Here is a 21,729-nt window from a genome sequence, read left to right on the forward strand (position 1 = left end):
ATGATCATCCTCCCAGGTCTCCTCCTGGCGATGATGCTCGCCTTCCTCGACAACATGATCGTCGGCACCGCGATGCCCCGCATCGTCGGCGAACTCAACGGTCTCGAATACTTCACCTGGGTCACCACCGCCTACATCCTGGGTACGACCGTCTCGACCCCGATCTGGGGCAAGCTGGGTGACCTCTACGGCCGCAAGACCGTCTTCCTCACCTCGATCGTCATCTTCCTGGTCGGATCGGCCCTGTGCGGCATGTCCGGCTCGGAGTTCTTCGGCGGGGTCGACAACGGCATGACCGAGCTGATCGCCTTCCGCGCGATCCAGGGTCTCGGCGCCGGTGGACTGATCGTCGGCGTGATGGCCATCATCGGTGACCTGGTCCCGCCGCGTGAGCGCGGTCAGTACCAGGGCATCATGGCCGCCATCATGTCGCTCGCGATGATCGCCGGCCCCCTCGCCGGCGGCTTCATCACCGACCACCTCGACTGGCGCTGGGCCTTCTACGTGAACCTGCCGCTGGGCGGCATCTCGCTGGTGTGGCTCTGGCTCAAGCTCGACCTGCCGAAGAAGCGCACCGAACACCGCATCGACTGGCTGGGCGCGATCGTCCTCACGGTCGGGATCACCGCTTTGGTCCTGATCACCTCATGGGGAGGCCAGAGTCATGGCTACCCGTGGGGATCGTGGCAGATCATCGGCCTGGGCGTGCTCGCCGTCATCTCGTTCGCGGCGTTCATCCCGATCGAGCGCCGGGCGCCCGAGCCGATCATGCCCCTCCACGTCTTCAAAGACCGGAACTTCAACCTGATCTCGTGGATCGGCTTCCTGCTCGGCTTCGCGATGTTCGGCGCGATCTCGTTCCTGCCGCTGTTCCAGCAGCTCGTGCAGGGTGCGACCGCGACCAACTCGGGTCTGCTGCTGCTGCCGATGATGGCGGCGTCGATGGTCGTCTCCCTGTACGTCGGCAAGCGCATCACCACCACCGGCAAGTACAAGGCGTTCCCGGTCATCGGTGGTGTGGTCATGGCGATCGGCATGGGCCTGCTGACGCTGATGAACGTCGACACCCCGCTCTGGCAGACCGGCGTGTTCATCGCCGTGCTCGGCCTCGGCATGGGCTTCCTGATGCAGACCACCATGCTCATCGCGCAGAACAGCGTGGAGCAGAAGGACCTCGGCGTCGCCTCCAGCGCGTCGACGTTCTTCCGGTCGATCGGCGGCTCGTTCGGTGTGGCCCTGTTCGGCGCGGTGTTCAACAACCACCTGACCGACAGCCTCACCGACAAGTTCGGCCCGCAGGCCGCCGACATGGTGTCCTCGGGCGGCTCGATGAGCCCGGCGGCGCTCGCGCAGCTCCCCGCCGAGATCAAGGGCGGCTTCCTGGAGTCGCTGGCCGGAGCGATCAGCGGTGTGTTCCTCTGGGCCATCGTGTTCGCGGTCGTGGTGCCGATCCTGGCGGCCTTCATCAAGGAGGTCCCGCTGCGGGGCGGCCCCGAAGAGCTCAGCAAGGAAGAGCCCGTCGCGGCGCTGTAAAGAACCTTCCCTTCTCCGGTACGGCCCTCGCCTCAGGCGGGGGCCGTACTCGCGTTCCAGGACGTCACGAGCTGGGTGCGGGCCCGCGCCACCCGGGAGCGCACGGTCCCGATCGGGCAGCCGAGCAGCTCGGCCGCCTCGGCGTAGGGCACCCCGATGACCTGGGTCAGCACGAACGCCTCCCGGCGCTCGCAGGGCACGTGGGCCAGCAGGTCGGCCAGCGCCACCCCCTCGTCGAGCCACGGCACGTCGCGGGGCTGGCGGCGTTCGGCGGTGGTCTGCCAGTCGGCCAGGTCGGCGACCTTCGGCCGGGCGGAGGCGGCCCGGAACCGGTCGACCACCACCCGCCGGGCGATCGACAGTAACCACGTGCGCGCCGACGACTGCCCGGCGAACCTCGGCAGGCTCGGCAGCATCCGCAGAAACGTCTCCTGGACGAGGTCGTCGGCGGTCTCCCGGTCGGTGAGGTGGACGAGGAACCGGCGCACGTCGGGATAGGCGGCGCGCACGAACGCGTCGATGTCGGCGGCGCGGCCGGTGCGGGCGGTCAGCGCCAGTTCGGTCAGCGGGTCGTCGAGAAGGACATCCATGATCGTTCCCCTGTGGTGGGACGGCCGTCACCGGCCGGGCGCGACCCGGCCGGTGAGGAGGAAGGACGTGATCAGACCGCAGGGGTCAGGACAGGACCTCTTGGCCGATCCAGCCCTTCTCGTCGCAGCCCCGGGGGACGGCGAAGACCGCCGACCCGATCGGGGTGATCCACTCGTTGAGCAGGTCGGCCTCGGCGAGCCGTTTCTGGATGGGGACGAACTGGCGCTCGATGTCGGCCTGGTAGGAGGCGAACACGAGACCCGAGTCGGCGTGACCCTGGGCGGTGACGTCGTCGTCGTAGTTGTAGACCCGGCGCAGGATGCGCAGCGACGGGTCACCGGCGTGGGCGCGGCGGATGTGGGCGTACTCCGAGATCACCGGGAAACCGTGCGCGCCGGTCGCGGCGAAGTCGGGTGCGTCGTGCTCCTTCGTCCCGGTCAGCGGTGCGCCGGTCGACAGGCGGCGGCCGATGGTGAACTCCCTGGCCACGACGTCGGCGGCGTCCCAGGTCTCCAGCTCGGCCCTGATCCTCCTGACGACGAGCTGGGTCGTGCCGTCGGGGCGCCAGACCGCCAGGTCGAACTCCGGCGTGCCGGGTTTCGGGTTGGCGGTGCCGTCGAGCTGGCCCATCACGTTGCGCGGGGTGCCTCCGCCGCTGGTACGGCGGAAGCCGCGCTGGGTCCAGCGGACCGTGGCGAACGAGCGGGCGTCCTTGACGATCATCCGCAGCGCGTGGGTGACGGTCAGCGGGTCGTCGGCGCAGATCTGGACGAGCAGGTCGCCGCCGGTCCACTTCTTGTCGAGCTTGTCGATGGAGAACCTGGGCAACTGCCCGATCGGGGACGCCGTCTTCGCATGGGCGTACAGGCCCGGACCGAAACCGAACGTCACGGTCAGCCGCGCCGGGGAGGCCGCCAGTTCGGGCTCGGTGTCGGCGAGCGCCGGGCGGCCCTGGGTGAGCCGCCTGGCGTCGTCGGTGAGCAGCCGCATCATCCGGCCGAGGGCGTCCCGGTCGGTGTCCTTCCGCAGGTCGAAGGCGACGAACACGGCGTGGGCCTGCGGTTCGGTGGCGATCCCGGCCTGTCGCGGGCCGTGGAAGGGGACGATGGTCTTGGCCGCTTCGGCCTCCCCGGCCGCCGCGGCGGGGGTGAGTGCGACCACCCCCGCCACGACGCCGCCGGTGAGAAGCCCCCGGCGGGTGAGGTCAGCCATTGTCGGACATGCCGGACATGTCGGGCTGGTAGTCCTCTTTGGCCCCGGCGAAGTCCTTGCCGAGGGCGGTGAACTCGAAGGTGCCGCCGTCGGCGAGGGTGAGGGTGAACGGGATCTCGGCGCCGGGCTCGACCGGCTCCTTGGCGTCCATGATCATGATGTGGTCGCCGCCGGGCGTGAGCTCGTGGGTGCCGCCCGCGGGGACGACGAACCCGCCCTTCTTGGGCTGCATGACCATCTTGCCGTCGGACTCGACGACCTCGTGCAGCTCGATCATCGGCGACAGCGGGGAGACGCCCGACACGACCGTGATGTCGGCGCCGGAGTTGTTGACCAGGGTCCCGAAGGCGGCGGTCATGCCCTTCTTGGCGGTCTTCACCCACGGATCGGTGATCGACAGGGCGGGACCGGCGGGGGTGGAGACGACCGGCGCGGGCGCGGGTGCGGCGGGTGCGGCCGCCGGGGTCGCGGTGGTGCCGCAGGCGGAGACGGCCAGGGCGAGGGCGAGCAGGGACAGCGCGAAGCGCGAAGACATGAGAGAAGAACCCTTCCGGGGGTGGACGGCAACGTCAGAGAAACCGCGCTGAGCTGCGACTCAGGCGGCGAGAGGGCTGACGATGCCGGGAGGACCCCGGCGGCTGATCTCATGGCGGAGCGAGGCCGAGGCCGGGATGACGACCCGGTCGGCGGCGGGCAGGGCGAGCTGAGGATGGCCCGGTTCGAGGGCCACGCGCAGCAGCAGGAGGAGCCGGACCTCGATGCGGCGCAGCAGCGCCCACAGGACCGCCTCGCCCCGCGACAGCCACAGCGCGGTGACGCCGGCCGCCCAGACGTGGGTGACCAGCATGCTCAGGCTGGGCAGCAGCGTGGACGTGTGGTGGTGCCCGGCCGTCATCGGCTCGACGGCGTGGGCGTAGGAGAACATCAGGTGCAGCGCGGCCTGGCACCCCGCCAGCGCCGGGAAGATCACCTGGGCCGACCGTTCGCGCCCGGCCAGGGCGAACCCGACGAGGAACGCCAGGGTCAGCGCCACCAGCACCGCGGTCGCGGTGGTCGAGCCACCCGCCCAGGCGTGCGCGCCGACGCTCAGCACGACCGAGACCGCCGCGAAGGCGGTGGCCCGGGCGACGCGGAAGGGCGTCGAGGCTGAGGTGGCACGTGTCATGGCGCGGTCATCATTGCATGACCTTCGCCCGGCTCCCAAGAAGTCCGGAAAGCCGGGAACCAGACGGAGCGCGGACACGACTCCTCATTGCAGCGCCTGATTTCGAGAGGACTCCCGTGACCGCCGACCCCGTTCCCCGCCGAGGCGTGTGGGCCCAGCTGCGCCCCCTGCTGCTGCGCATGCACTTCTACGCAGGTGTGTTCATCGCGCCGTTCATCCTGGTCGCGGCCGTCACCGGCCTGATCTACACCACCGCGCCACAGCTCGAGAGCATCGTGTACGACCACGAGCTCCGCGTCCCGGCCGGGCAGACGGCGCAGCCGCTCAGCAAACAGGTCGCCGCCGCGCGGGCCGCGCATCCGTCCGGGGACATCAACTCGGTCATGCCGGCCGTCGACGCGACGAGCACGACCCGGGTGGTCTTCTCGGACGAGACCGTGCCCGCCGACTACGAGATGGCGGTGTTCGTCGATCCGTACACGCTGGAGGTGCGCGGCCAGGAGCGGACCTTCGGGCAGTGGCTCGGCGTGCGGGCCTGGATCGACGACCTGCACCGCAACCTGCACCTCGGCGCGTTCGGCCGCAACTACAGCGAACTGGCCGCGAGCTGGATGTGGATCGTCGTGCTCGGCGGCCTGGCCCTGTGGATCGGGCGGCGCCGGAGCCTGAAGCGCATCACGCTGCCGGACACCTCGGCCAAGAAGGGGCGCTCGCGGAACCTGTCGTGGCACGCGGCCACCGGCGTGTGGATCACACTCGGCCTGCTGCTGCTCTCGGTCACCGGCCTGACCTGGTCGAACTACGCGGGAGCGAAGATCGCGGACGTCCGGACGCTGTTCGACTGGACCTCCCCGCCGCTGGAGACGAGCCTCACCGCCGACGGCCAGGCGGCCGAACACCAGCACGCGGGAACCGCCCCGGCCGCCGAGGGCGGCGACGCGGTGTTCACCTCGGGCGTCGGCATCGACGGCGTCATGGCCACCGCCACCGCGCAGGGCCTGCGGGTCCCCCTGTTCATCGCGCCGCCCGCCGACGGCCAGTCGGCCTGGAAGGTGAACGAGAGCAAGCGCGACTGGCCCACCCGCTTCGACGCGGTCACCGTCAACGGGAGCACCGGCACGGTCGTCGACCGGGTCGACTTCGACGAGTGGCCCTTCATGGCCAAGATGACCAACTGGACCATCGACGCCCACATGGGCATCCTGTTCGGCATCGCCAACCAGCTCGTGCTGGCCGCGCTCGCGATCGGCGTGATCTTCGTCATCGTGCGCGGCTACGGCATGTGGTGGCAGCGCCGCCCGACCCGCAACGGGGGCGCGAGGTTCGGGCGCCCGGCGCCGCGCGGCAGCCTGCGCGCGCTGACACCGGGGGTTTTGGCGCTGGTGGTCGTGACGACGGTGTTCGTGGGCTACTTCGTGCCGATGGTCGCGGTCAGCCTGGCGGTGTTCCTGGCGGTCGACGTGCTCCTCGAACGGCGCCGGACCACCCGGCCGCCGCTGCTCGCCGACACGCTCGACCCACCCGCGCCGGAGGAGGAGGCCCCGGTCGCCGTCGGCGCCGAGACGCGTTAGAGGAGCTCCCACCTCGGGCCGTCGCCCGCGTCCTGAACGGTCACACCGGCGGTCGCGAGCGCCCGCCTGAGCTCGTCGGCCGCCCGGTAGTCGCCCCTCGCGCGGAGTTCGGCGCGGAGGGCGACGACGGCCGCGACGACGCGGTCTGTGTGCCCCGCCGACGCGCCGAGCTTGGCGATCATCAGCCGGAGGGCGTCGCGGGCCTGCTCGACGCCGCCCTCGTCGGCCTCGGTGTCGGCCGACCACCGGAGGATCTCCGCCTCCAGGTCGAGCACGGCCGCGGCCGCCTCCGGGCCGTCGTAGCCGGCCAGCGCCGAGGTGAAGCGGTCGGCGCAGCCGCTCATCACCTCGGCGAGCGTAACGTCGGCCGCGGTCGCCGGGGGAGCGGGCGGGGAAGCGGCGACGGCGGCGCCGTGGGCGAGGTCGCGCAGCCCGGCCAGGTCGGTGACGGTCCCGGCGGGCAGCCGGGTCTGCACGCCGTGGCGGCGGATGGTCAGGCCGCCCCGGCCGGCCACGGTCACCCGTCCGGTGCCGAGGTCGACGGTGACGGCGGTGTGTTCGTCGAGGCCGAGCACGGAGACGTCGTCGTCGAGCTCGGCCTCCATCAGGGTCAGGCGGCGCTCGCCGAGGTAGCAGTAGCGCGTGTCGTGGGTGCCGCCCTCGGTGTTGTCGTAGTGGGGGATCACGACGGCCCGCAGCCCGAGGGGACCGAGCAGGTCGAGGCCCTCCCGCCAGTGCGGGGGCGCGCCGACCTTGTAGATCTCGTACACGGGAACGGTGGCGACCCCGGCGGTGCACGCGGCGGCGGAGGCGAGCACGGTGACACCTTCGCGGGCCGCCACCCGTGACCGCAGGTCGGCGCCGAGCGGGCCCTCCGACCAGCGGTCGAGCGCGTAGGTCGGGCTGCCGGGGCCGGAGAACACCCAGTCGGCCCCCGCGACGTCGGCGCCGACGGCCACGTCGAGACCGACGCTGCGGGCGAAGTAGTCACGGGCACGGGCCGAGATGTCGGCCGCGTTCTCCTGGAACGCGTAAGGGGTGTCCAGCAGCACCGCCCGGGGCCGCCCACCCAGCGCGCGGGCCGCCGACCGGTGGACCTCGACCATGGTGGGGCTGGTCTCACCCGACCCCATCAGCACGAACAGTCCGGCCATGGTCTCCGCCTCTCGTCCACAACCTGCGATCGGTACGCTGCTGCATATCAGTTGCAACAAGTGGGAGGAAGCTCGTGGGGCTCGTACCGCTGTCAGTGGAGATCCTGGCATTGCGCGCCGACGACCTCGGCTGGCGGTACCGCCGGCTGGAGACCACGTTGCGCGACGGCGAGACCCCCGACCAGGCCGCCCGCCGCCACGCGGAGGTCGCGGCCGGCGACGCGGTCACGGTAGTGCACTCCACGAGCTGGCGCTACGAGGCACACGGGAGGCTGGTGCTGACCTACGCCGTCTGCCCCGACCCCGACCCGGCCTCTCCCGCCGACCTGCTGACCGACTACCGGCTCGCCCGCGGCGAGGCCCCCGCGACACCGACGCCGCAGGACCTTCAGGTGGAGAACGTCGCGGCGCACGCCCTGCGGCACCTGGCGCACCTGCTGCACAGCGATCCCGTGGTGGGGGAGGCGTTCGCGGCCACTCCCTCCGTCGTGCGGGGGCTGCGGCTGCTGCCCACCGAGCTGGTCGCGACATAGTCGTACAATTCGGGAAAGGCGAGCGCGGACTGAGGAAACCGGTGCGAATCCGGCGCGGTCCCGCCACTGTGACCGGTGCGTGAGCACCGGGAGCCAGAGACTCACGCGGTCGCCTCCTCACCAGCCGGGGCGGATCTCCCCGAGAGAGGCCCGTGTGAAGAGGATCACGGTATGCCGGGACTGCTGCTGCGGCAGCGCCCGCAAAGTGCCCCATCTCGACCACGACGAGCAGATCAGGTTGTTGGGCGAGGTCGCCGAGGTCCGCGTGACCGACTGCCTCGACGTGTGCGACCAGGCCAACGTCGTCGTCGTGCAGCCGACGCCGGAGGGCCGCGCCGCCGGAGGGCGGCCGGTGTGGCTCGCCTTCGTCAACGACGAGAACGCGACCGCCGACATCGCGGCGTGGATCAGCGCGGGCGGCCCGGGTCTGGTGCCGTTACCCGCGATCCTCGAACTCCACCGGTTCCGGCCGCCCCGCCGCCGGCCGTAGGGTGGGAGCGCAGTCGGTTCGCCCTGTCAGCCAGGCGGGGAGTCGCAAGAGGGAACCCGGTGTGAATCCGGGACTGCCCCGCAGCGGTGAGTGGGAACGACCGCCGTCAACCAGCACTCGGCCTTGGGGCCGGGGAAGCGACGGCCAGTAGGAACGAGCACGACGCCCACGAGTCCGAAGACCTGCCACTGCCCGCGCGCGGCCGCGCGCGGAAACGTCGATGGCCTCGAGGGCGGGCCGGCGCAGCGGGCGGGCGTGGTTCCGTGCCGTGGCCGTGCCTTCGTTCGAGTGCGATCGGATGTCTTCCGTGACTCGCGAAGGAGAGTTTCGTGACACTCGCCACCGTCTACGGCTACCCACGACAGGGCGCCGACCGGGAACTCAAGAAGGCCGTCGAGGGCTACTGGGCCGGTCGTCTCAGCGCCGGCGACCTGCGCGCCACCGCCGCCACCCTGCGTCGCGCCAACTGGCGCGACATGGTGGAATCGGGTCTGGCCGAGGTTCCCACCGGTGATTTCTCCCTGTACGACCATGTGCTCGACACCACCGTCATGGTCGGCGCCATCCCCGACAGGCACCGCGCCGCCGTGGCGGCCGACGCGCTCGACGGCTACTTCGCCATGGCGCGGGGAACGCAGGACGTCGCGCCGCTGGAGATGACCAAGTGGTTCGACACCAACTATCAGTAGTTGGTGCACAAAGGCAACAAGGACTTCGAGGGCCAGAGACTAGGCACCGAGCGGTCCAGGTTAGGCGTTTGTGTCGTTGACCAGCACCACTACATGAACCTCGGGCAGTCTTCCCGTTTGGCGAGATGTCTGCAAGATCGGTAGGGAGCACACGGCCGCGAGGATTTTCACTACAGGGTCAAGGCGGCCCGCCTGCGGCGTGCCGCGCGCTTGGCGGTCGCGGTCCGCGCTGCGGCTCTTCGGCCGGTCACGGACCGCGCCGCCGCGCAAATCATGTTCGGGGCCATACTGACGTGACATCGGTACGTCACCTGTTCACGAGAACAAGTCCATCAAACCCAATGGTCAAATTAGGGCCAGGGGATCCAATCGGCGATTTTATTGGTAGCAATTCCAACCAAAATTACCCCGACGAGGCCAGCGAGCCATTTGATTGCAGGTATTCTATATTTCTTTATCGCCCACTCAAGAAGGGCACTTCCTCGCTTGCGGGGCAGGACTTGCACAAGAGTAAAAGCGATCGAATGTTGCAGCATTCGATAACCTAACCCCAAGATCATTATAGCCGATGCAGCACTTGCGATGACGAGAAATGAACGAGAAACATTGTTTTCGGCGTTCTCTTGAATAAAAAAGGAGACGAGCATCATTGGGGCAAGGGATAGGAGTATCCAAATTGGCGCACGCCATCCACCCATTCGATCAACATAACCAATCATCATTTCCTGGAAAACTAGCTGAGTAACTCCGAGTACCTTTGCTTGGTCGTTTCCGTTGACGTTAACCAGAAGTCCAGGTATTCGCTGGCGAGCAACTACGAGTCCAGATATTCCCTGCGGGCTCGATGCTACTTCGACCCGAAGAGAGAAAATTTCCTCAAGTGTTGCACCTTCCAATCTTTGATTTAGTGAATCAATGTTTGATATCACTTCCTGCTGTCCACTGGTCCACGATATCCAGGCGCGCACGATCGATATCTGCTCGACGCCGATTGCCTGAGGCAGTGACCTGATGGCCACCATCAACTCATCGAGCGTCCCCTTCCAACATTCGATGCCCGCAGCCGCCAAGAAGCTTCCTTGGTTCATCGCAACTATGCGAGGTGTGTGGCTGTATGCGCCGCTGCTCCACTTCGCCTGCCTGGCGGTTGACACTAAAGTCCCCCCTTTTGTCCTACGGTGCCCATAATCTACGCATTTTGATTAGGTGACGTATATACATCGGGTGAAGTACGAATACTACCAGCACCACGCCTGCCGCAATAACCGCTTTGATGATGGGATTTATCAATGATGTGATTAATAAAGGAATTGAGAGGATGCTTATTGCCAAACCGGGCACGATAAACATCATTGCTTTCTCGAACCAGTTTGACAGCTCTCCTTCGATGCCAGTTCCGGGGGGATATGGTAGCCCTTTGCGTGCTAAGGGGGTCACGCCAAAGATTCGACCTTCTAGGATTACTCTGTTAGCTAATCCTGCAACAAGGAGCTGGATCTCTATCATGTCTCCCGGGTTAAGCAATAGTGGCGCAATTCTGGCGCGGTCTCTCTCGATGGAGAGTTCTGGATTCAAATCTGGAGGCCTGATGCTCGTGATCGATGCTGAGACAATCTCTTCGGCGCCCAATGCGCGGACGGCGAGCTCTGTATTGAAATTCTCTGGAGAGAATGGTTTATCGCCGGTGTTGACGATGCGAATAACTGTCACTGATGCATCAGGTATGGGCTTGCCATTGTATGTGACATCAAGGCGGGATGCTACCGCTCTTGGCACTACCGAAGTGTTGTTCACCACCACATACTCAAGGCGAGATTTTCCGCGCTGACTCCTATAGGTTAAATAGGCAATAGCGAGTGCTGCCGGTGCGATTATTGCCGTCACCCAAGCTGCCGCCGCTTCCAATTTGAAACCTCCCAGGCTTCATAGCAAGCATGGCTAGCTCGCCATTAGCTCACTTGTGCAAGTCATCATCCTGCACCCAAAGCCCACAATGGGTCTACTGTTGCGGTTGCCCCCGCCGCCCGATTGTTCGTGGCCCTCTGTCGGCGTCAACGCCGTCTGTGCAGGTTGGGCATAAGGCCGGGGTGTACGTCGTCAGTGAACGGACACGCGAAGACGACATTGACCCCTCGGTCGGGCCACTGATGTTGGCAGCTATTGGGGGCAGCGGAGAGGACTGGACCGTCTGATGGCCCGGGCGCATCAGCGGCAATCCCAAGGACTATCGCGCTTCGCCGCGTAGCAGGCGATCCCACACAGCCTTAGCGTCCCTGACGGCCCAGCGGTACGTCTCTGCGACCTTCGGTTTCGGCTCGCTCTGGATCGTCTTGCGGATGAAGGCCCGCCCACCCGCATGGAGCAGCTCATAGACAGTGGCGCGGCAATCGCACGTCCACGCCATGGCCCGCACCCGATCAGCCCCCGCAGTCGGCGCGTACCACTCAAGCCGCATGTGATCTTTCTGCACGACCGCATAGTGAGGGCTCATGCAGCCGATCAAGTCGTCTAAAGATCCCATCGCCGGAGCCGGTTCACCGCGTACCGTCGGCGGCCCAGTCGACGAGCCGCACGGCTACAGATTGCGGCTCCGCAACGGGAACCCGTGAGACCTCCCAGCCAGCCCGCCGCCGCGTGATCGCGAACCACGACGAGCCATCTCCGAGGCTCACGGTGACGATCGCAAGCTGCCCGCGCTGCCCGTAGACGTCGAGCTCGACCCCTCTTTCCTCGGAGGCCGTCCAAGCCTGCCCCAGCCTCAGCGCGATACGCCGAACGAGACGAACACGAAGGCCATGCGCCGCCAGGGGCGCACCGAGTGCGCGCAAGGTCCGGCTGCGCCGCTCCACGTCCTGGTCGCTGATGGCGATGGTCGGGCGCATGGGTGCTCCTCTCGCGGGCGGGCAGTAGGTCGAGGCTACGCCAACCTTCCTACTCCTTCCTAGTCCTACCTATAGGTTTCCATGGGTACGCCTGGTAACGACATGGAACGCTGTCGTTCCTAACCTGGTCCAGTGATCGAGTTCCGGCCCGACGAGCTCAAGTGGGAAGCCGTCCTGGCAGAGATACGCCGTCGCATCAAGTCGGGGGAGTACAAGGTCGGGCACCCCATCCCGGGCGAACCTCGCATGGCCGAGGAGTTCGGCGTCGCCAGGGGCACAGCCCGCAAGGTCATCAGGGCCCTGCTGGAGACCGGCGAGATCTACACCGTGGTCGGCAAGGGCACCTTCGTGGCCGACCCGCAGACCGGTGGTCGCCCCCAGCGTGACGAGTCCGACGAGTAGCACGCACGCCATCAGTTCGGGAATCGCCGTGGTGCCGCCGGCCCAACCGCTTCGCGGCCCTTCGGGTGCTTCGCATTGCGCCGGCCGCACCACTCCGTATCGGCGGATCAGTCAGCCTGGTTCCGTCTTCGCTCGCGTTCGATCTGTCGCGACATGGCTACCTGGTTCCGGATCATCTCCCCCCACAGATGCTCACCGTGACGGAGCCCGGCACCGGCGAAGCGCCATTGACCTACGGTGATCGTCTCTTTCTCTCCCGGCCCGGGCAGCCCTTGCCGTTCCTGGGCTTTCTCCGCCTGGTGGTCGGCGCGGACCTGACGCAGCGCCCCCAGCGTGGTCGAGAAATGACGGCTCTTGGTCGAGAAGTGTCCCCGGTAGCCGAGCATGTGCGCCCACTGCCGTAACGGCACGTCGGCGTAGGCCGGGTCGCTGGCCAGGCCGAAGCAGGTGTAGATCATGCGCCGCGCATGCTCGGTCACCTTCAACCGTGCCACGTCCCCGAGTTGCCGAATCGGCCGGTCCACCGTCCCCGCCGACTCGGCCCCCTTGGTCGCGTACTTGGCGATGTAGCCAGCCACCCGGAGGTCACCGAGGTCATCGAGCGACGAGGCGACATAGATGGGATCGACATCCAGTTGGGTTCCCCACCGGCCGACGAAGCCCGGCGTGGAGACCGTCACCATTCCCGCTGTTTCACGGATGGCTTCCTGAAGTACCGGCACAGTCGCCCAACCAGGTGGTGAACCGGCTGGTCCCTCCGGACCGTCGAGCCGGATCACGGCATGGAAGTGGACCAGGCCCCGCGCCTGGTACTCGGCCACCTTGGCGTACGACAGACGAAGCTGTCGCCGCAGCTCAGCCCGCGAGATCCCGAGACGTCGAGCGAAGGTTGCCGGAAGCGCCTGTGTGAACCGCCGCCACAACTCGCCCGCGTGCGCGTTCCACAGCACCGCACCGGCGTAGTCGTAGCAGTCCACGCAGATGGGCTGGCCTGACTGCTTGTCATCCTCACCATGCCGGACGCCGCATCCTTCCGGTCTCCCGTGCTCGCACACCGGCCCATCCCGGCGAGGGCGACACGGCACTACCTTGTCGCCCTTTCGCCGAGATGCATGGACAGCCCCGAACGAGGGAGCGGTGAACGTGGCGAAGACCCGAGGATGGCCGCTCACATCCTCGGGTACGCCCTTGCCGCCCCGCAGGCCGGAGAGGATCAGGTGATAGGTGTCGTCCCGGTAGACCTCGGAGCAGGCCGGGCAACGTGACGCGCGACGGTTGCCGCACGACGTCAGCAGGTATCCGGTCGGCTCGTCGCGCGTCCGGTAGACGTCCAGCACTTCCAAGCCGGAATCGAAGGTGATCCGGTGACCTTGCAGCCGGATCGGTTGGGCGCAGCCGCCCGTCGCGCGCACCATCTCTCGCCACCGGGTGAAGTCCGGCATAGCGGCGCGCTGGGCGGCTGCCAGGATCTCGGGAGTGAAGGGGCTCGGCTCGGTCATGCCGCGTCCTTCCTGCTCCGCGAGGGAGACGAGTCGTCGGCGTACCGGATGCCGTGAATGGCAGCGATACGACGCCATTTCTCGGCCGACCACCGAGGCGACTCGTCGACCTTGCGCTTGCACCACTCCCCGACAAGCGCGGCATATGGACCCAGTTCCTCGGGTACCAGCAGGGGCCTCCTTTCCTACGTAGGGAAGCCGCCCGCCACGTCCGACGAGGCATCCGCGCGCATGCTGAAGACGGCTCACGGCGGATGCAGGGATGGTGCTTTCAGCGAGGCGAGTGCAAGGAGGGTCTGTGCGACGGTGAACCGGTGAGCGATGCCGATGCCTACCGCTGGGCCGGGTCACTCCAGCGGAACGGCTGGTGGTTCTCTTTCACCCGGTGGCTTGGTTCGCTCTGAGTCGTCGCGGCCGGTTGCTCGCTGCGTCGGAGGGAGGGGGCTTTTATTACCTTCAGATGTACCACGAAATGAGGGAGTCCACGCAGGTCAGAGTGCGTGCCAGTCATTCACCGCAGATGTCCGTAGGCGTCCCTTGGGGTCCGTTGGAGTCCCATGCCGTCCGTCTCGACGGGCGGAAAAGAGTGCCGAGCAAGGGAGCTGTCACCTTCACGACAGGGTGAGGACGTCCAGGACGTCTTACTCCACCCAGACCGGTTCGAGCAGATCCGGGTTGAAGGTCGTGCGCCCCCTGCCCGCCGGATGCACGATCACCGCGTGGAGCATCTCACGGACGTGCGCCCGCTTCCGCGACAACGGGAGCCCGCCATCTTCCTCGGACTTGTACCAGCGCTCCCGGATGTCCTTGATGTCGATCTCCCGGTTCACCCGCACACGTTCCGCCATACCGACGATCGAGTTCTTCTCGGCCCGCAGCCGGGAGATGTCGGCTTCAAGCCCCGGCACCTGCTCGAAGTACAGGTTGTTGGAGATCCGCTTGGCCCGCCACTGCCGGGTCAGCTCCGCCAACTGCTCTTCGACGTCCTTGAGTTCCTGCTCGCGAGTCCACGTAGGGGTGTCCGTGTCGGAGACGAACTGAGCCCTCTCCATCTTCTGGAGCACGAGTTCCGAGATCGCGAAGTCCACCAGGTCACCGCGCCGGGAGACTCCGCCGCAACCTCCCACGTCCTTGCCGGGGCAGTAGTAGTTGAACCGCGCGCCGAGCTTCTTGGTCCGCAGAGCCGTGTTGCAGACACCGCCACCGTCAACGGGACGCCCGCAGCGCACCACCCCGGTCAGCAGGTAGCGATGTTCCCGGTAGTCATGGGGGAGAGGAGCGCCGACCGCGCCGCCGCGCTTCACAGTGTGACCCCGGCGCGCATCGATGATCTCCCGGACGGCCAGCCACTCTTCCGGGGTGAGGATCGGGTGCCACTCACCAAGAACAGGGTTGCCCGCCGCGTCGCGGACCAGGTCGCCGCGCAGTTCGCGATAGCCGCACATCCGAGGCTTGAGCAGGGCCGCGCGAAGGGTGGTCTTGATCCACTCGTTGCCACGAGGAGTCTTGATGCCCCGGCGCTGCCAATCCATGACGATGGCGTAGAGCGACGAGCCGGAGACGAAGTCTCGCGCGGCCTGTCGCAAGAGAGCGGCCTCATCCTCGTCGAGGGCTATGCGGTCTTCCTTCCAGCCGAACGGCCGAGGCCCGCCGACCGCCCGTCCCTGGATTGCCCGCGCCTGGTGCGAGGCGCGCATGCGGCGTTGCATCTTGCGGACTTCCATCTTGGAGATGACCGCCCCGAACAGGCCCATGCTCTCCACGTCTTCGCTGTAGAGGTCCGACCGCTGCTTGGAGTCCGCGAAGACGAAGCCGTCGTTGTACGTGAACGCCTCTACGAAGCGTTCGTAGTCGCCGGGGCGACGGGCCAGCCGGTCATTGGCAACGACCACGGCACCCCGCACCGTCGAGCCGTTCGCGAGCTTCCCCGCCCGCAGTGCCTTCAACATTGCCTCGAACTCGTCGCGGTAGACGTCGGCCTTGGCAGCGGACTTGTCGTTGTCGGTGAACTCGTGGACGACGGTCCAGCCGTGCCGGGCAGCCGTCTCGCGGTTCACCCGGTGCTGCTCTTGCACACCGTGTTCGTCGCCCCGCAGGTCGGCGGAGATCCGGGCGTACGACACCACGGGCACCAGGTCAGTGGCCATGTTCTCCTCCGTCTGCGTAATAGGGCCTATATGAATGTTCTAGCACTATCTGGTGCCCGAGCTGGGCCCCGGCACCGCGTTCACCGCCGACCCCCGCAAGCAGGTCGCCGAACTGCGGGAGGCGCGGCTCCAAGGGCACAACGCCCGTCCGGTGCTGGTCGGGCCGGTCACCTACCTGCTGCTGTCGAAGCCCGCCCCCGACGTCGCGGCCGACTTCGATCCCCTCACGCTGCTCGACCGGCTCCTTCCCGTGTACGCCACCCTTCTCGCCGCCCTGGCTGAAGAGGGGGCCGAATGGGTGCAGCTGGACGAGCCGGCTTTCGTACAGGACCGGCCCGAGGCGGTTCTCGCCGCGCTGGCCCGCGCCTATGAGCGGCTGGGGAACCTGGAGCGGCGCCCCAAGATCCTGGTCGCCTCCTACTTCGACCGGCTCGGCGAGGCGCTCCCGGTGCTGGCGGCGGCGCCGATCGAGGGACTGGGGCTCGACTTCACCGCTCCCGGCGCCCTCGACGAGCTGATCGCCTTGGGCGGTCTGCCCGGGAAGCGGCTCGTCGCGGGGCTCGTCGACGGGCGCAACATCTGGATCAACGACCTCGGCCGCTCGCTGGCGACGCTCACCAGGTTGCGGGGGCTGGCGGACCGGGTGGACGTCGCGGCCTCCTGCTCGCTGCTGCACGTGCCCTACGACACCGCGCTGGAGACCGACCTCGACCCGGAGATCCGGAGCTGGCTCGCGTTCGCCCGGCAGAAGACCGCCGAGCTCGTCACCCTCGCCGGGGGCGGACCGGAGTTCGCCGCCAACCGTGCCGCGCTGCGGTCGCGGGCCGAGTCGGCGCTGACGCGTGACCCGGCCGTCCGGGCCCGGACCGAGGCGGTCACCTCGGCCGACTCGCGTCGGACCAGCCCCTACGGCGAACGGGTCGCCGCGCAGCGGGCCCGGCTGAAGCTTCCGCCCCTGCCCACGACGACGATCGGGTCGTTCCCGCAGACCGCGGAGTTGCGGGCGGCGCGGGCCGACCTGCGGGCGGGGCGGATCGACGAGGCCGCTTACGACGAGCGGATCGCCGCCGAGATCCGTGACGTCCTGGCGTTCCAGGAGGAGGCCGGGCTCGACGTCCTGGTGCACGGCGAACCCGAGCGCAACGACATGGTCCAGTACTTCGCCGAGCGACTCGCCGGGTATCTCGCGACCCGGCAGGGGTGGGTCCAGTCGTACGGGACCCGGTACGTCCGGCCGCCGATCCTCGCCGGTGACGTCTCCCGCCCCGAGCCGATGACGCTGCGCTGGACCACCTATGCCCAGTCGCAGACCGCGCATCCGGTGAAGGGCATGCTGACCGGGCCGGTCACGATGCTGGCGTGGTCGTTCGTCCGCGACGACCAGCCGCTCGGCGAGACCGCCCGCCAGGTCGCCCTCGCCCTGCGCGACGAGGTGTCCGACCTGGAGGCGGCCGGGACCGCGGTCATCCAGGTCGATGAGCCCGCGCTGCGGGAGACGCTGCCCCTCCGCGCCGCAGGCCGGGCGGCCTATCTGGAGTGGGCCACCGAGTCGTTCCGGCTGGCGACCTCGGGTGTCCGCGACGAGACGCAGATCCACACGCACATGTGTTACGCCGAGTTCGGCGAGATCCTGCCCGCCATCGACGCCCTCGACGCCGACGTGATCAGCTTGGAGGCGGCCCGGTCGCACATGCGGGTGGCCCATGAGCTGGCCGAGGGCGGCTATCCGCGCGAGGTCGGGCCCGGTGTCTACGACATCCACTCGCCTCGCGTCCCGGACGTCGCGGAGATCACGGCGCTGCTGCGCCGGGGGCTGGCGGCGATCCCGCTCGACCGGCTGTGGGCCAACCCCGACTGCGGGCTGAAGACCCGCGGCTGGGACGAGGTCCGCCGCACTCTGCACCACCTGACCGAGGCGGCGGGGACGTTGCGCGAGGAAAAGTGATCATGACGTGAACTTATGGACGTCTGCGGGCGTCCATGAGGCCATGAGGCGATCAACGCTGTTACCGGTGCTCCTCCTGACCGCCGCCTGTACGACCGCTCCGCCCCCCGTCACGGCGCCCCCGCCGTGCCCTGTGGAGTGGACCGGCGAGGTGCCGGAGAGAGCGACCGTCTACGGCGTGTGGGACAAACTGGTGCCGGGAGATCCGGTCGGGGCGCTCGTCTGCGCCTATCCGGGGACGAACACCGACCCGGGCGGCGAGCGCCTCGTCGGGCAGCGGGAACTGCCGGGCGAGGTGGCGGAAAGCATGGCCGGCGACCTCGGCTACCTCCCGTCCGGCCCCGGCCCAGGTATCTGCAGCCTGGTCGGTGGAAGGCAGATCAACTACCTGGTCCGCTTCGACTACCCGGGCGGCGAACGCGTCTGGCTCACCACGGCCGAGGAGCCCAACAGGTGCGTGAGCACGAGCAACGGCGTTTTCCGCACCCCGAGCTACATCGGCAGCGCGATGACCGCCACCTTCCGGACGGGCCGATGGAGCCGCCTGGAAAACGAGGACCCCTGCTGGAAGTCGGCAGGGCGCCGGGGCCAGGAACGCCGCATGGTCCCCGACCGGCCGATCGGTGTGCTGGTCTGCGGCAAGGACTCGAAGGGCGGAAACGTGGGGCGTGACCACGGCCCCGAGGTCGCCGCATCCCTCGCCGCCGAACTGAACTCGATCGTGGTCCACACCAGGATCGGCGTGTCATGCCAGGGCCCGTCAACGGCCCACTACAACCTCCAGTTCCGCTACGAGGAGGGCCCCGGCGCGGGAGTCACGGTGCTGGAGGGCTGCGACCCTTCCATCCACAACGGCTTCCTCAGCGGGACGGGGGAGTTCCCCCGGCTGAAGGAACTGGCAGGGGGCTGACGTCTACCTGCCGCCGCTGGAGAGCAGCCCACGCGTCGAAGGGGCCCTGAACCGGAGGGGGCCGCAGGACGGGATGGCGGCCTGCGGGTCGGAGGCTAGACCGAAGGCCAGGAGCGACCGCGCGGGTGGGGGATCGTGCGCCAAGGAAGGCCGCGTTGGAAGGGAACCGGAGCCGGAAGAAGGCGGGGCCGGAAGAAGGCGCGCTGGAAGGGAGCTGTGGGCTGAGGGGACCGCTCCGGAAGGGCGCTTGCGGCACAGGTGAGCTTTGGGCTGGAGGGGACTGTGCGCCAGAGGTGGGGTTTGCACCCTAAAGGTAGGCGATGTCCTCGAAGAGGTGCCGCGCATCGACGGACCGGCCGTGGGCGGAATGTCTGACCGTGTGCCGAGGGCGGATCGCAGGTCGGAGAGGAGGCATGTCCTCAAGAGCAGGCCGCGCGTCGAAGAGGAGGGTCATGCTCTCGGTGAGGGCCGCGCTTTGGGGGAGGGGCGCGGTTTGAGGGAGGGCCGTGGTTTGAAGGTGCGCCGCGCGCTGAATGGCAGGACGCGTGTCAGAGGGAATGCGAGGGGGGCTCGCATCTGAAGGAAGTCTGGTCGAAGGGCCGTGTGTTGATTGACGGCCGTGTGTCGGGGCGGGCATGCGCTAGAGGGGAGATCGTTTACGGAGGGGAAAGCCGTGCTCTGGAGTGGAAAGCCGCGCGCCGAAAGGTGGGCGTGTCCGGAATGCGGCCTCACTCCGGAAGGGGGCGTGCGCTGGAGGGCGGAGCCGCGCCGAGGCGGAGGTCATGCTGATGGGAGGCGCAGTGGGGCCATGTTGGAGCTGGCAGGCGATTCTGTCGGGAATTCGAGTGGGCATCGCTGAATAACCCCTCGGTATCTCCGTGCCGGTGAATATCCGGGGGTCCGCTAATTTTGTGTGGCATGTTAATGCCGTTGAATTCTCAGCGGCGGTCTGTTGATTCTCGTACGACCAACTCGGGCTCTACTGTTCGGCGTTCGGCTGATTCTGCTCCTTCCATTTGGTCGAGGAGGAGTTGGAAGGCCTGGCGGCCCAGGGTCTCGAAGTTCTGACGGACCGTTGTCAGCGGCGGCCAGAAGTAGGCGGCTTCGGGGACGTCGTCGTAACCGACCACGCTCACGTCCTCCGGGACCGGTCGCCCGGCCTCGCGCAGGGCGCGCATCAGGCCCAGGGCCATGGGGTCGTTGGCCACGAACACCGCCGTCACCGACGGGTCGCGGGCCAGGCGTTTGCCCTGTTCGTAGCCGCTGTTCGCGGTCCAGTCGCCGGCCAGGGGCTCCGGTGCCGCGTGGTCGCCGAGGGCCTTGCGCCAGCCCGCGATGCGGCCGTTGGCGTCGATCCAGTTGGCGGGGCCGCTCAGGTGGTGGACGGTCTCGTGGCCCAGGTTGAGCAGGTGGCGGGTGGCGCGCATCGCGCCCGCCTGGTGGTCGACCGCTATGGCCGGGACCGGCAGGCGGTCGCCGCCGCCGACGTCGACCACGGGCAGGTCGGGCGGGAGGTCCTGGAGGCTCACGGCGCCCGACTCGTGGGGGGCGATGATGATGATGCCGTCCACCGACTGCTGGCGGAGGCGGTCGACTCCTTCGGCGATCGAGCGGCGGGTCATCGCCTTCAGGCTGGCGATGTTGACGAGGTAGTCGTGTTCTCTGGCGGCGCTCTCGATGGCGTAGAGGGTGGAGGCGGGGCCGTACAGGGTGGTGTCGAAGCTGACGACGCCGAGCACGCCGGAGCGGCCGGTGGCCAGGGAGCGGGCCGCGAAGTTGGGGCGGTAGCCGAGTTCCCTGATGGCGGCCAGCACGCGGGTGCGGGTCTCCGGGCGGACCTTCTCCGGAGTGTTGAGCACTCGCGAGACGGTCATGGCGGAGACCCCGGCCAGGCTCGCGACGTCCTCCAGGATCGCCGCTTTGGCCCGTTCGGCCGGCCCGCCGCCGGAGCCTGGTGTCATTGCGTTCAAATTCGGTCCTATCGGGCTGCGCACTGCTCAGCCCAGGGTCGAAGGACGGTGATCGCTCCTGCCGTCGGGTCGGGGGGAGGGCGCGATGGAGTCCTTCCTGCTGACGACTGTTATCGCTAACTTTTAATGCTGTCAATGGCCGGTGGTAAAGGCGTCATTCGTTTCACTGTCGGTGGTCGACCTTGTCCGATCGCGTGATCGGCAGGTTTCGCGGACGTTGCCCGCGATAGTCGGAGAAGGGGTGGCGCGTAACCGTACCGTGACGAGGGGAGCCCTTGACGTTCACCTATGTTAGCGCTCACAGTCGACGCAGCAGAACACGCTCCTCTGCGCTGGCCCCGCCATTTGTGTGAGCGCTGGATGGCAAGGAAGGAATTCGGCCCTTGTTTAAGAAGATCATTGCCCTGGTGGCGGTCGGTGTGCTGGCGACCGCTTGCGGTGGCGGTTCGGATACGGCCGCCGAAGGCGGCGGCACGGCCGGCGACTCGACGATCACGATGGGCTTCGCCCAGGTCGGTGCCGAGAGTGGCTGGCGTACCGCCAACACCAAGTCGGTGCAGGAGTCGGCGAAGGCGGCCGGGATCGATCTGAAGTTCTCCGACGCGCAGCAGAAGCAGGAGAACCAGATCAAGGCGATCCGGTCCTACATCCAGCAGAAGGTCGATGTGATCGCCTTCTCGCCGGTGGTGGAGTCGGGTTGGGACACGGTGCTGCAGGAGGCCAAGGCCGCCGGCATCCCGGTGATCCTGACCGACCGTGCGGTCGATTCGGCCGACACCTCGCTGTACAAGACCTTCCTCGGGTCGGACTTCGTGGAGGAGGGCAAGAAGGCCGGCCAGTGGCTGGTCGAGCAGTACGCCTCCGAAACGGGCGATGTGAACATCGTCGAACTCCAGGGCACCACCGGTTCGGCCCCGGCCAACGACCGCAAGGCCGGTTTCGGTGAGGTCATCGGCGCCGACCCGAAGTTCAAGGTGATCGCGTCGCAGAGCGGTGACTTCACCCGGGCCAAGGGCAAGGAGGTCATGGACGCGTT

General features: G+C 67.8%; 20 protein-coding genes and 2 riboswitches. Of the genes, 9 read left to right on the forward strand and 11 right to left on the reverse strand.

Annotated elements, in window-relative coordinates; all coding sequences use genetic code 11:
- On the forward strand, positions 1-1,533 hold the full coding sequence (locus tag ACYQ78_RS29365) for an MDR family MFS transporter (protein WP_459804182.1): 1,533 nt from the start codon (positions 1-3) through the stop codon (positions 1,531-1,533).
- A gap of 32 nt (positions 1,534-1,565) precedes the next feature.
- Here ACYQ78_RS29365 and ACYQ78_RS29370 read toward each other — a convergent pair whose 3' ends face one another.
- The 4 genes from ACYQ78_RS29370 to ACYQ78_RS29385 form a co-directional block, all read right to left on the reverse strand.
- Entirely contained in the window at positions 1,566-2,123 is a 558-nt protein-coding gene (locus tag ACYQ78_RS29370) for a sigma-70 family RNA polymerase sigma factor (RefSeq protein WP_459804183.1), read from the reverse strand.
- A gap of 85 nt (positions 2,124-2,208) precedes the next feature.
- Positions 2,209-3,336, reverse strand: a complete 1,128-nt coding sequence (locus ACYQ78_RS29375) for a Dyp-type peroxidase (protein WP_459804184.1) — start codon at positions 3,334-3,336, stop codon at positions 2,209-2,211.
- Positions 3,329-3,871, reverse strand: coding sequence for a copper chaperone PCu(A)C (locus tag ACYQ78_RS29380; protein WP_459804185.1), 543 nt, complete (start codon positions 3,869-3,871; stop codon positions 3,329-3,331). The genes ACYQ78_RS29375 and ACYQ78_RS29380 overlap by 8 nt, the downstream gene beginning before the upstream one ends.
- Positions 3,872-3,931: 60 nt before the next feature.
- On the reverse strand, positions 3,932-4,501 hold the full coding sequence (locus ACYQ78_RS29385; RefSeq protein WP_459804186.1) for an MFS transporter: 570 nt from the start codon (positions 4,499-4,501) through the stop codon (positions 3,932-3,934).
- Between the two features lie 116 nt (positions 4,502-4,617).
- On the opposite strand from ACYQ78_RS29385, the gene ACYQ78_RS29390 reads away from it, so the two are divergent.
- A complete protein-coding gene (locus ACYQ78_RS29390) occupies positions 4,618-6,072 on the forward strand; it encodes a PepSY-associated TM helix domain-containing protein (RefSeq protein ID WP_459804187.1) in 1,455 nt (484 codons plus the stop codon).
- On the opposite strand, the gene ACYQ78_RS29395 is transcribed toward ACYQ78_RS29390, so the two are convergent.
- Positions 6,069-7,226, reverse strand: coding sequence for a hypothetical protein (locus ACYQ78_RS29395; RefSeq protein ID WP_459804188.1), 1,158 nt, complete (start codon positions 7,224-7,226; stop codon positions 6,069-6,071). The genes ACYQ78_RS29390 and ACYQ78_RS29395 overlap by 4 nt on opposite strands.
- 74 nt (positions 7,227-7,300) lie before the next feature.
- Here ACYQ78_RS29395 and ACYQ78_RS29400 point away from each other — a divergent pair, with 74 nt between their 5' ends.
- From ACYQ78_RS29400 to ACYQ78_RS29410, 3 genes are all read left to right on the forward strand, one after another.
- Positions 7,301-7,759 (forward strand): hypothetical protein, encoded by a 459-nt coding sequence (locus ACYQ78_RS29400; protein ID WP_459804189.1) that lies wholly within the window; start codon positions 7,301-7,303, stop codon positions 7,757-7,759.
- Positions 7,740-7,882: riboswitch (cobalamin riboswitch) on the forward strand. (Overlaps the previous gene by 20 nt.)
- A 31-nt stretch (positions 7,883-7,913) precedes the next feature.
- The gene (locus ACYQ78_RS29405; RefSeq protein WP_459804190.1) at positions 7,914-8,249 is read left to right on the forward strand and encodes a hypothetical protein; all 336 of its coding nucleotides are present in this window, start codon (positions 7,914-7,916) and stop codon (positions 8,247-8,249) included.
- Positions 8,246-8,453, forward strand: a riboswitch (cobalamin riboswitch). (Overlaps the previous gene by 4 nt.)
- A gap of 125 nt (positions 8,454-8,578) precedes the next feature.
- Positions 8,579-8,938: a hypothetical protein gene (locus ACYQ78_RS29410; protein WP_459804191.1), complete on the forward strand. Its 360-nt coding sequence runs from the start codon at positions 8,579-8,581 to the stop codon at positions 8,936-8,938.
- A gap of 350 nt (positions 8,939-9,288) precedes the next feature.
- Here the strand turns inward: ACYQ78_RS29410 and ACYQ78_RS29415 are convergent, their stop codons facing one another.
- The 3 genes from ACYQ78_RS29415 to ACYQ78_RS29425 all read right to left on the reverse strand — a co-directional run bounded on the left by ACYQ78_RS29415 (position 9,289) and on the right by ACYQ78_RS29425 (position 11,820).
- Positions 9,289-10,026: a hypothetical protein gene (locus ACYQ78_RS29415; protein WP_459804192.1), complete on the reverse strand. Its 738-nt coding sequence runs from the start codon at positions 10,024-10,026 to the stop codon at positions 9,289-9,291.
- 85 nt (positions 10,027-10,111) lie between these two features.
- Entirely contained in the window at positions 10,112-10,843 is a 732-nt protein-coding gene (locus ACYQ78_RS29420; protein ID WP_459804193.1) for a hypothetical protein, read from the reverse strand.
- Positions 10,844-11,472: 629 nt separating this feature from the next.
- Entirely contained in the window at positions 11,473-11,820 is a 348-nt protein-coding gene (locus ACYQ78_RS29425) for a hypothetical protein (RefSeq protein ID WP_459804194.1), read from the reverse strand.
- A gap of 132 nt (positions 11,821-11,952) precedes the next feature.
- Here ACYQ78_RS29425 and ACYQ78_RS29430 point away from each other — a divergent pair, with 132 nt between their 5' ends.
- Positions 11,953-12,222, forward strand: a complete 270-nt coding sequence (locus ACYQ78_RS29430) for a GntR family transcriptional regulator (RefSeq protein WP_459804195.1) — start codon at positions 11,953-11,955, stop codon at positions 12,220-12,222.
- Positions 12,223-12,329: 107 nt separating this feature from the next.
- Here the strand turns inward: ACYQ78_RS29430 and ACYQ78_RS29435 are convergent, their stop codons facing one another.
- Both ACYQ78_RS29435 and ACYQ78_RS29440 read right to left on the reverse strand, forming a co-directional pair.
- On the reverse strand, positions 12,330-13,721 hold the full coding sequence (locus tag ACYQ78_RS29435) for a replication initiator (protein WP_459804196.1): 1,392 nt from the start codon (positions 13,719-13,721) through the stop codon (positions 12,330-12,332).
- Between the two features lie 641 nt (positions 13,722-14,362).
- On the reverse strand, positions 14,363-15,868 hold the full coding sequence (locus ACYQ78_RS29440; protein WP_459804197.1) for a recombinase family protein: 1,506 nt from the start codon (positions 15,866-15,868) through the stop codon (positions 14,363-14,365).
- A gap of 52 nt (positions 15,869-15,920) precedes the next feature.
- Between ACYQ78_RS29440 and metE the strand changes: the two genes are divergently transcribed.
- Together metE and ACYQ78_RS29450 are read left to right on the forward strand one after the other, a co-directional pair.
- Positions 15,921-17,813: a 5-methyltetrahydropteroyltriglutamate--homocysteine S-methyltransferase gene (metE, locus tag ACYQ78_RS29445; protein ID WP_459804198.1), complete on the forward strand. Its 1,893-nt coding sequence runs from the start codon at positions 15,921-15,923 to the stop codon at positions 17,811-17,813.
- Positions 17,814-17,856: 43 nt separating this feature from the next.
- Positions 17,857-18,723 (forward strand): hypothetical protein, encoded by an 867-nt coding sequence (locus tag ACYQ78_RS29450; RefSeq protein ID WP_459804199.1) that lies wholly within the window; start codon positions 17,857-17,859, stop codon positions 18,721-18,723.
- Between the two features lie 938 nt (positions 18,724-19,661).
- Here the strand turns inward: ACYQ78_RS29450 and ACYQ78_RS29455 are convergent.
- Positions 19,662-20,684, reverse strand: a complete 1,023-nt coding sequence (locus ACYQ78_RS29455) for a LacI family DNA-binding transcriptional regulator (protein WP_459804200.1) — start codon at positions 20,682-20,684, stop codon at positions 19,662-19,664.
- A 416-nt stretch (positions 20,685-21,100) separates the two neighbouring features.
- Here ACYQ78_RS29455 and ACYQ78_RS29460 point away from each other — a divergent pair.
- Positions 21,101-21,729 (forward strand): substrate-binding domain-containing protein (locus tag ACYQ78_RS29460; protein ID WP_459804201.1); only part of this gene is annotated, 629 nt, incomplete at its 3' end.

The organism is Herbidospora sp. RD11066, from assembly GCF_054661255.1.

Excerpts from the sequence above, each read along its gene's own strand:
- ACYQ78_RS29440 (WP_459804197.1), bottom strand. The coding sequence starts at position 15,868 with ATGGCCACTGACCTGGTGCCCGTGGTGTCGTACGCCCGGATCTCCGCC.
- ACYQ78_RS29395 (WP_459804188.1), bottom strand. The coding sequence starts at position 7,226 with ATGGCCGGACTGTTCGTGCTGATGGGGTCGGGTGAGACCAGCCCCACC.
- ACYQ78_RS29375 (WP_459804184.1), bottom strand. The coding sequence starts at position 3,336 with ATGGCTGACCTCACCCGCCGGGGGCTTCTCACCGGCGGCGTCGTGGCG.
- ACYQ78_RS29370 (WP_459804183.1), bottom strand. The coding sequence starts at position 2,123 with ATGGATGTCCTTCTCGACGACCCGCTGACCGAACTGGCGCTGACCGCC.
- ACYQ78_RS29455 (WP_459804200.1), bottom strand. The coding sequence starts at position 20,684 with ATGACACCAGGCTCCGGCGGCGGGCCGGCCGAACGGGCCAAAGCGGCG.
- ACYQ78_RS29380 (WP_459804185.1), bottom strand. The coding sequence starts at position 3,871 with ATGTCTTCGCGCTTCGCGCTGTCCCTGCTCGCCCTCGCCCTGGCCGTC.
- ACYQ78_RS29415 (WP_459804192.1), bottom strand. The coding sequence starts at position 10,026 with ATGAACCAAGGAAGCTTCTTGGCGGCTGCGGGCATCGAATGTTGGAAG.
- ACYQ78_RS29425 (WP_459804194.1), bottom strand. The coding sequence starts at position 11,820 with ATGCGCCCGACCATCGCCATCAGCGACCAGGACGTGGAGCGGCGCAGC.
- ACYQ78_RS29450 (WP_459804199.1), top strand. The coding sequence starts at position 17,857 with ATGAGGCGATCAACGCTGTTACCGGTGCTCCTCCTGACCGCCGCCTGT.
- ACYQ78_RS29385 (WP_459804186.1), bottom strand. The coding sequence starts at position 4,501 with ATGACACGTGCCACCTCAGCCTCGACGCCCTTCCGCGTCGCCCGGGCC.
- ACYQ78_RS29435 (WP_459804196.1), bottom strand. The coding sequence starts at position 13,721 with ATGACCGAGCCGAGCCCCTTCACTCCCGAGATCCTGGCAGCCGCCCAG.
- ACYQ78_RS29365 (WP_459804182.1), top strand. The coding sequence starts at position 1 with ATGATCATCCTCCCAGGTCTCCTCCTGGCGATGATGCTCGCCTTCCTC.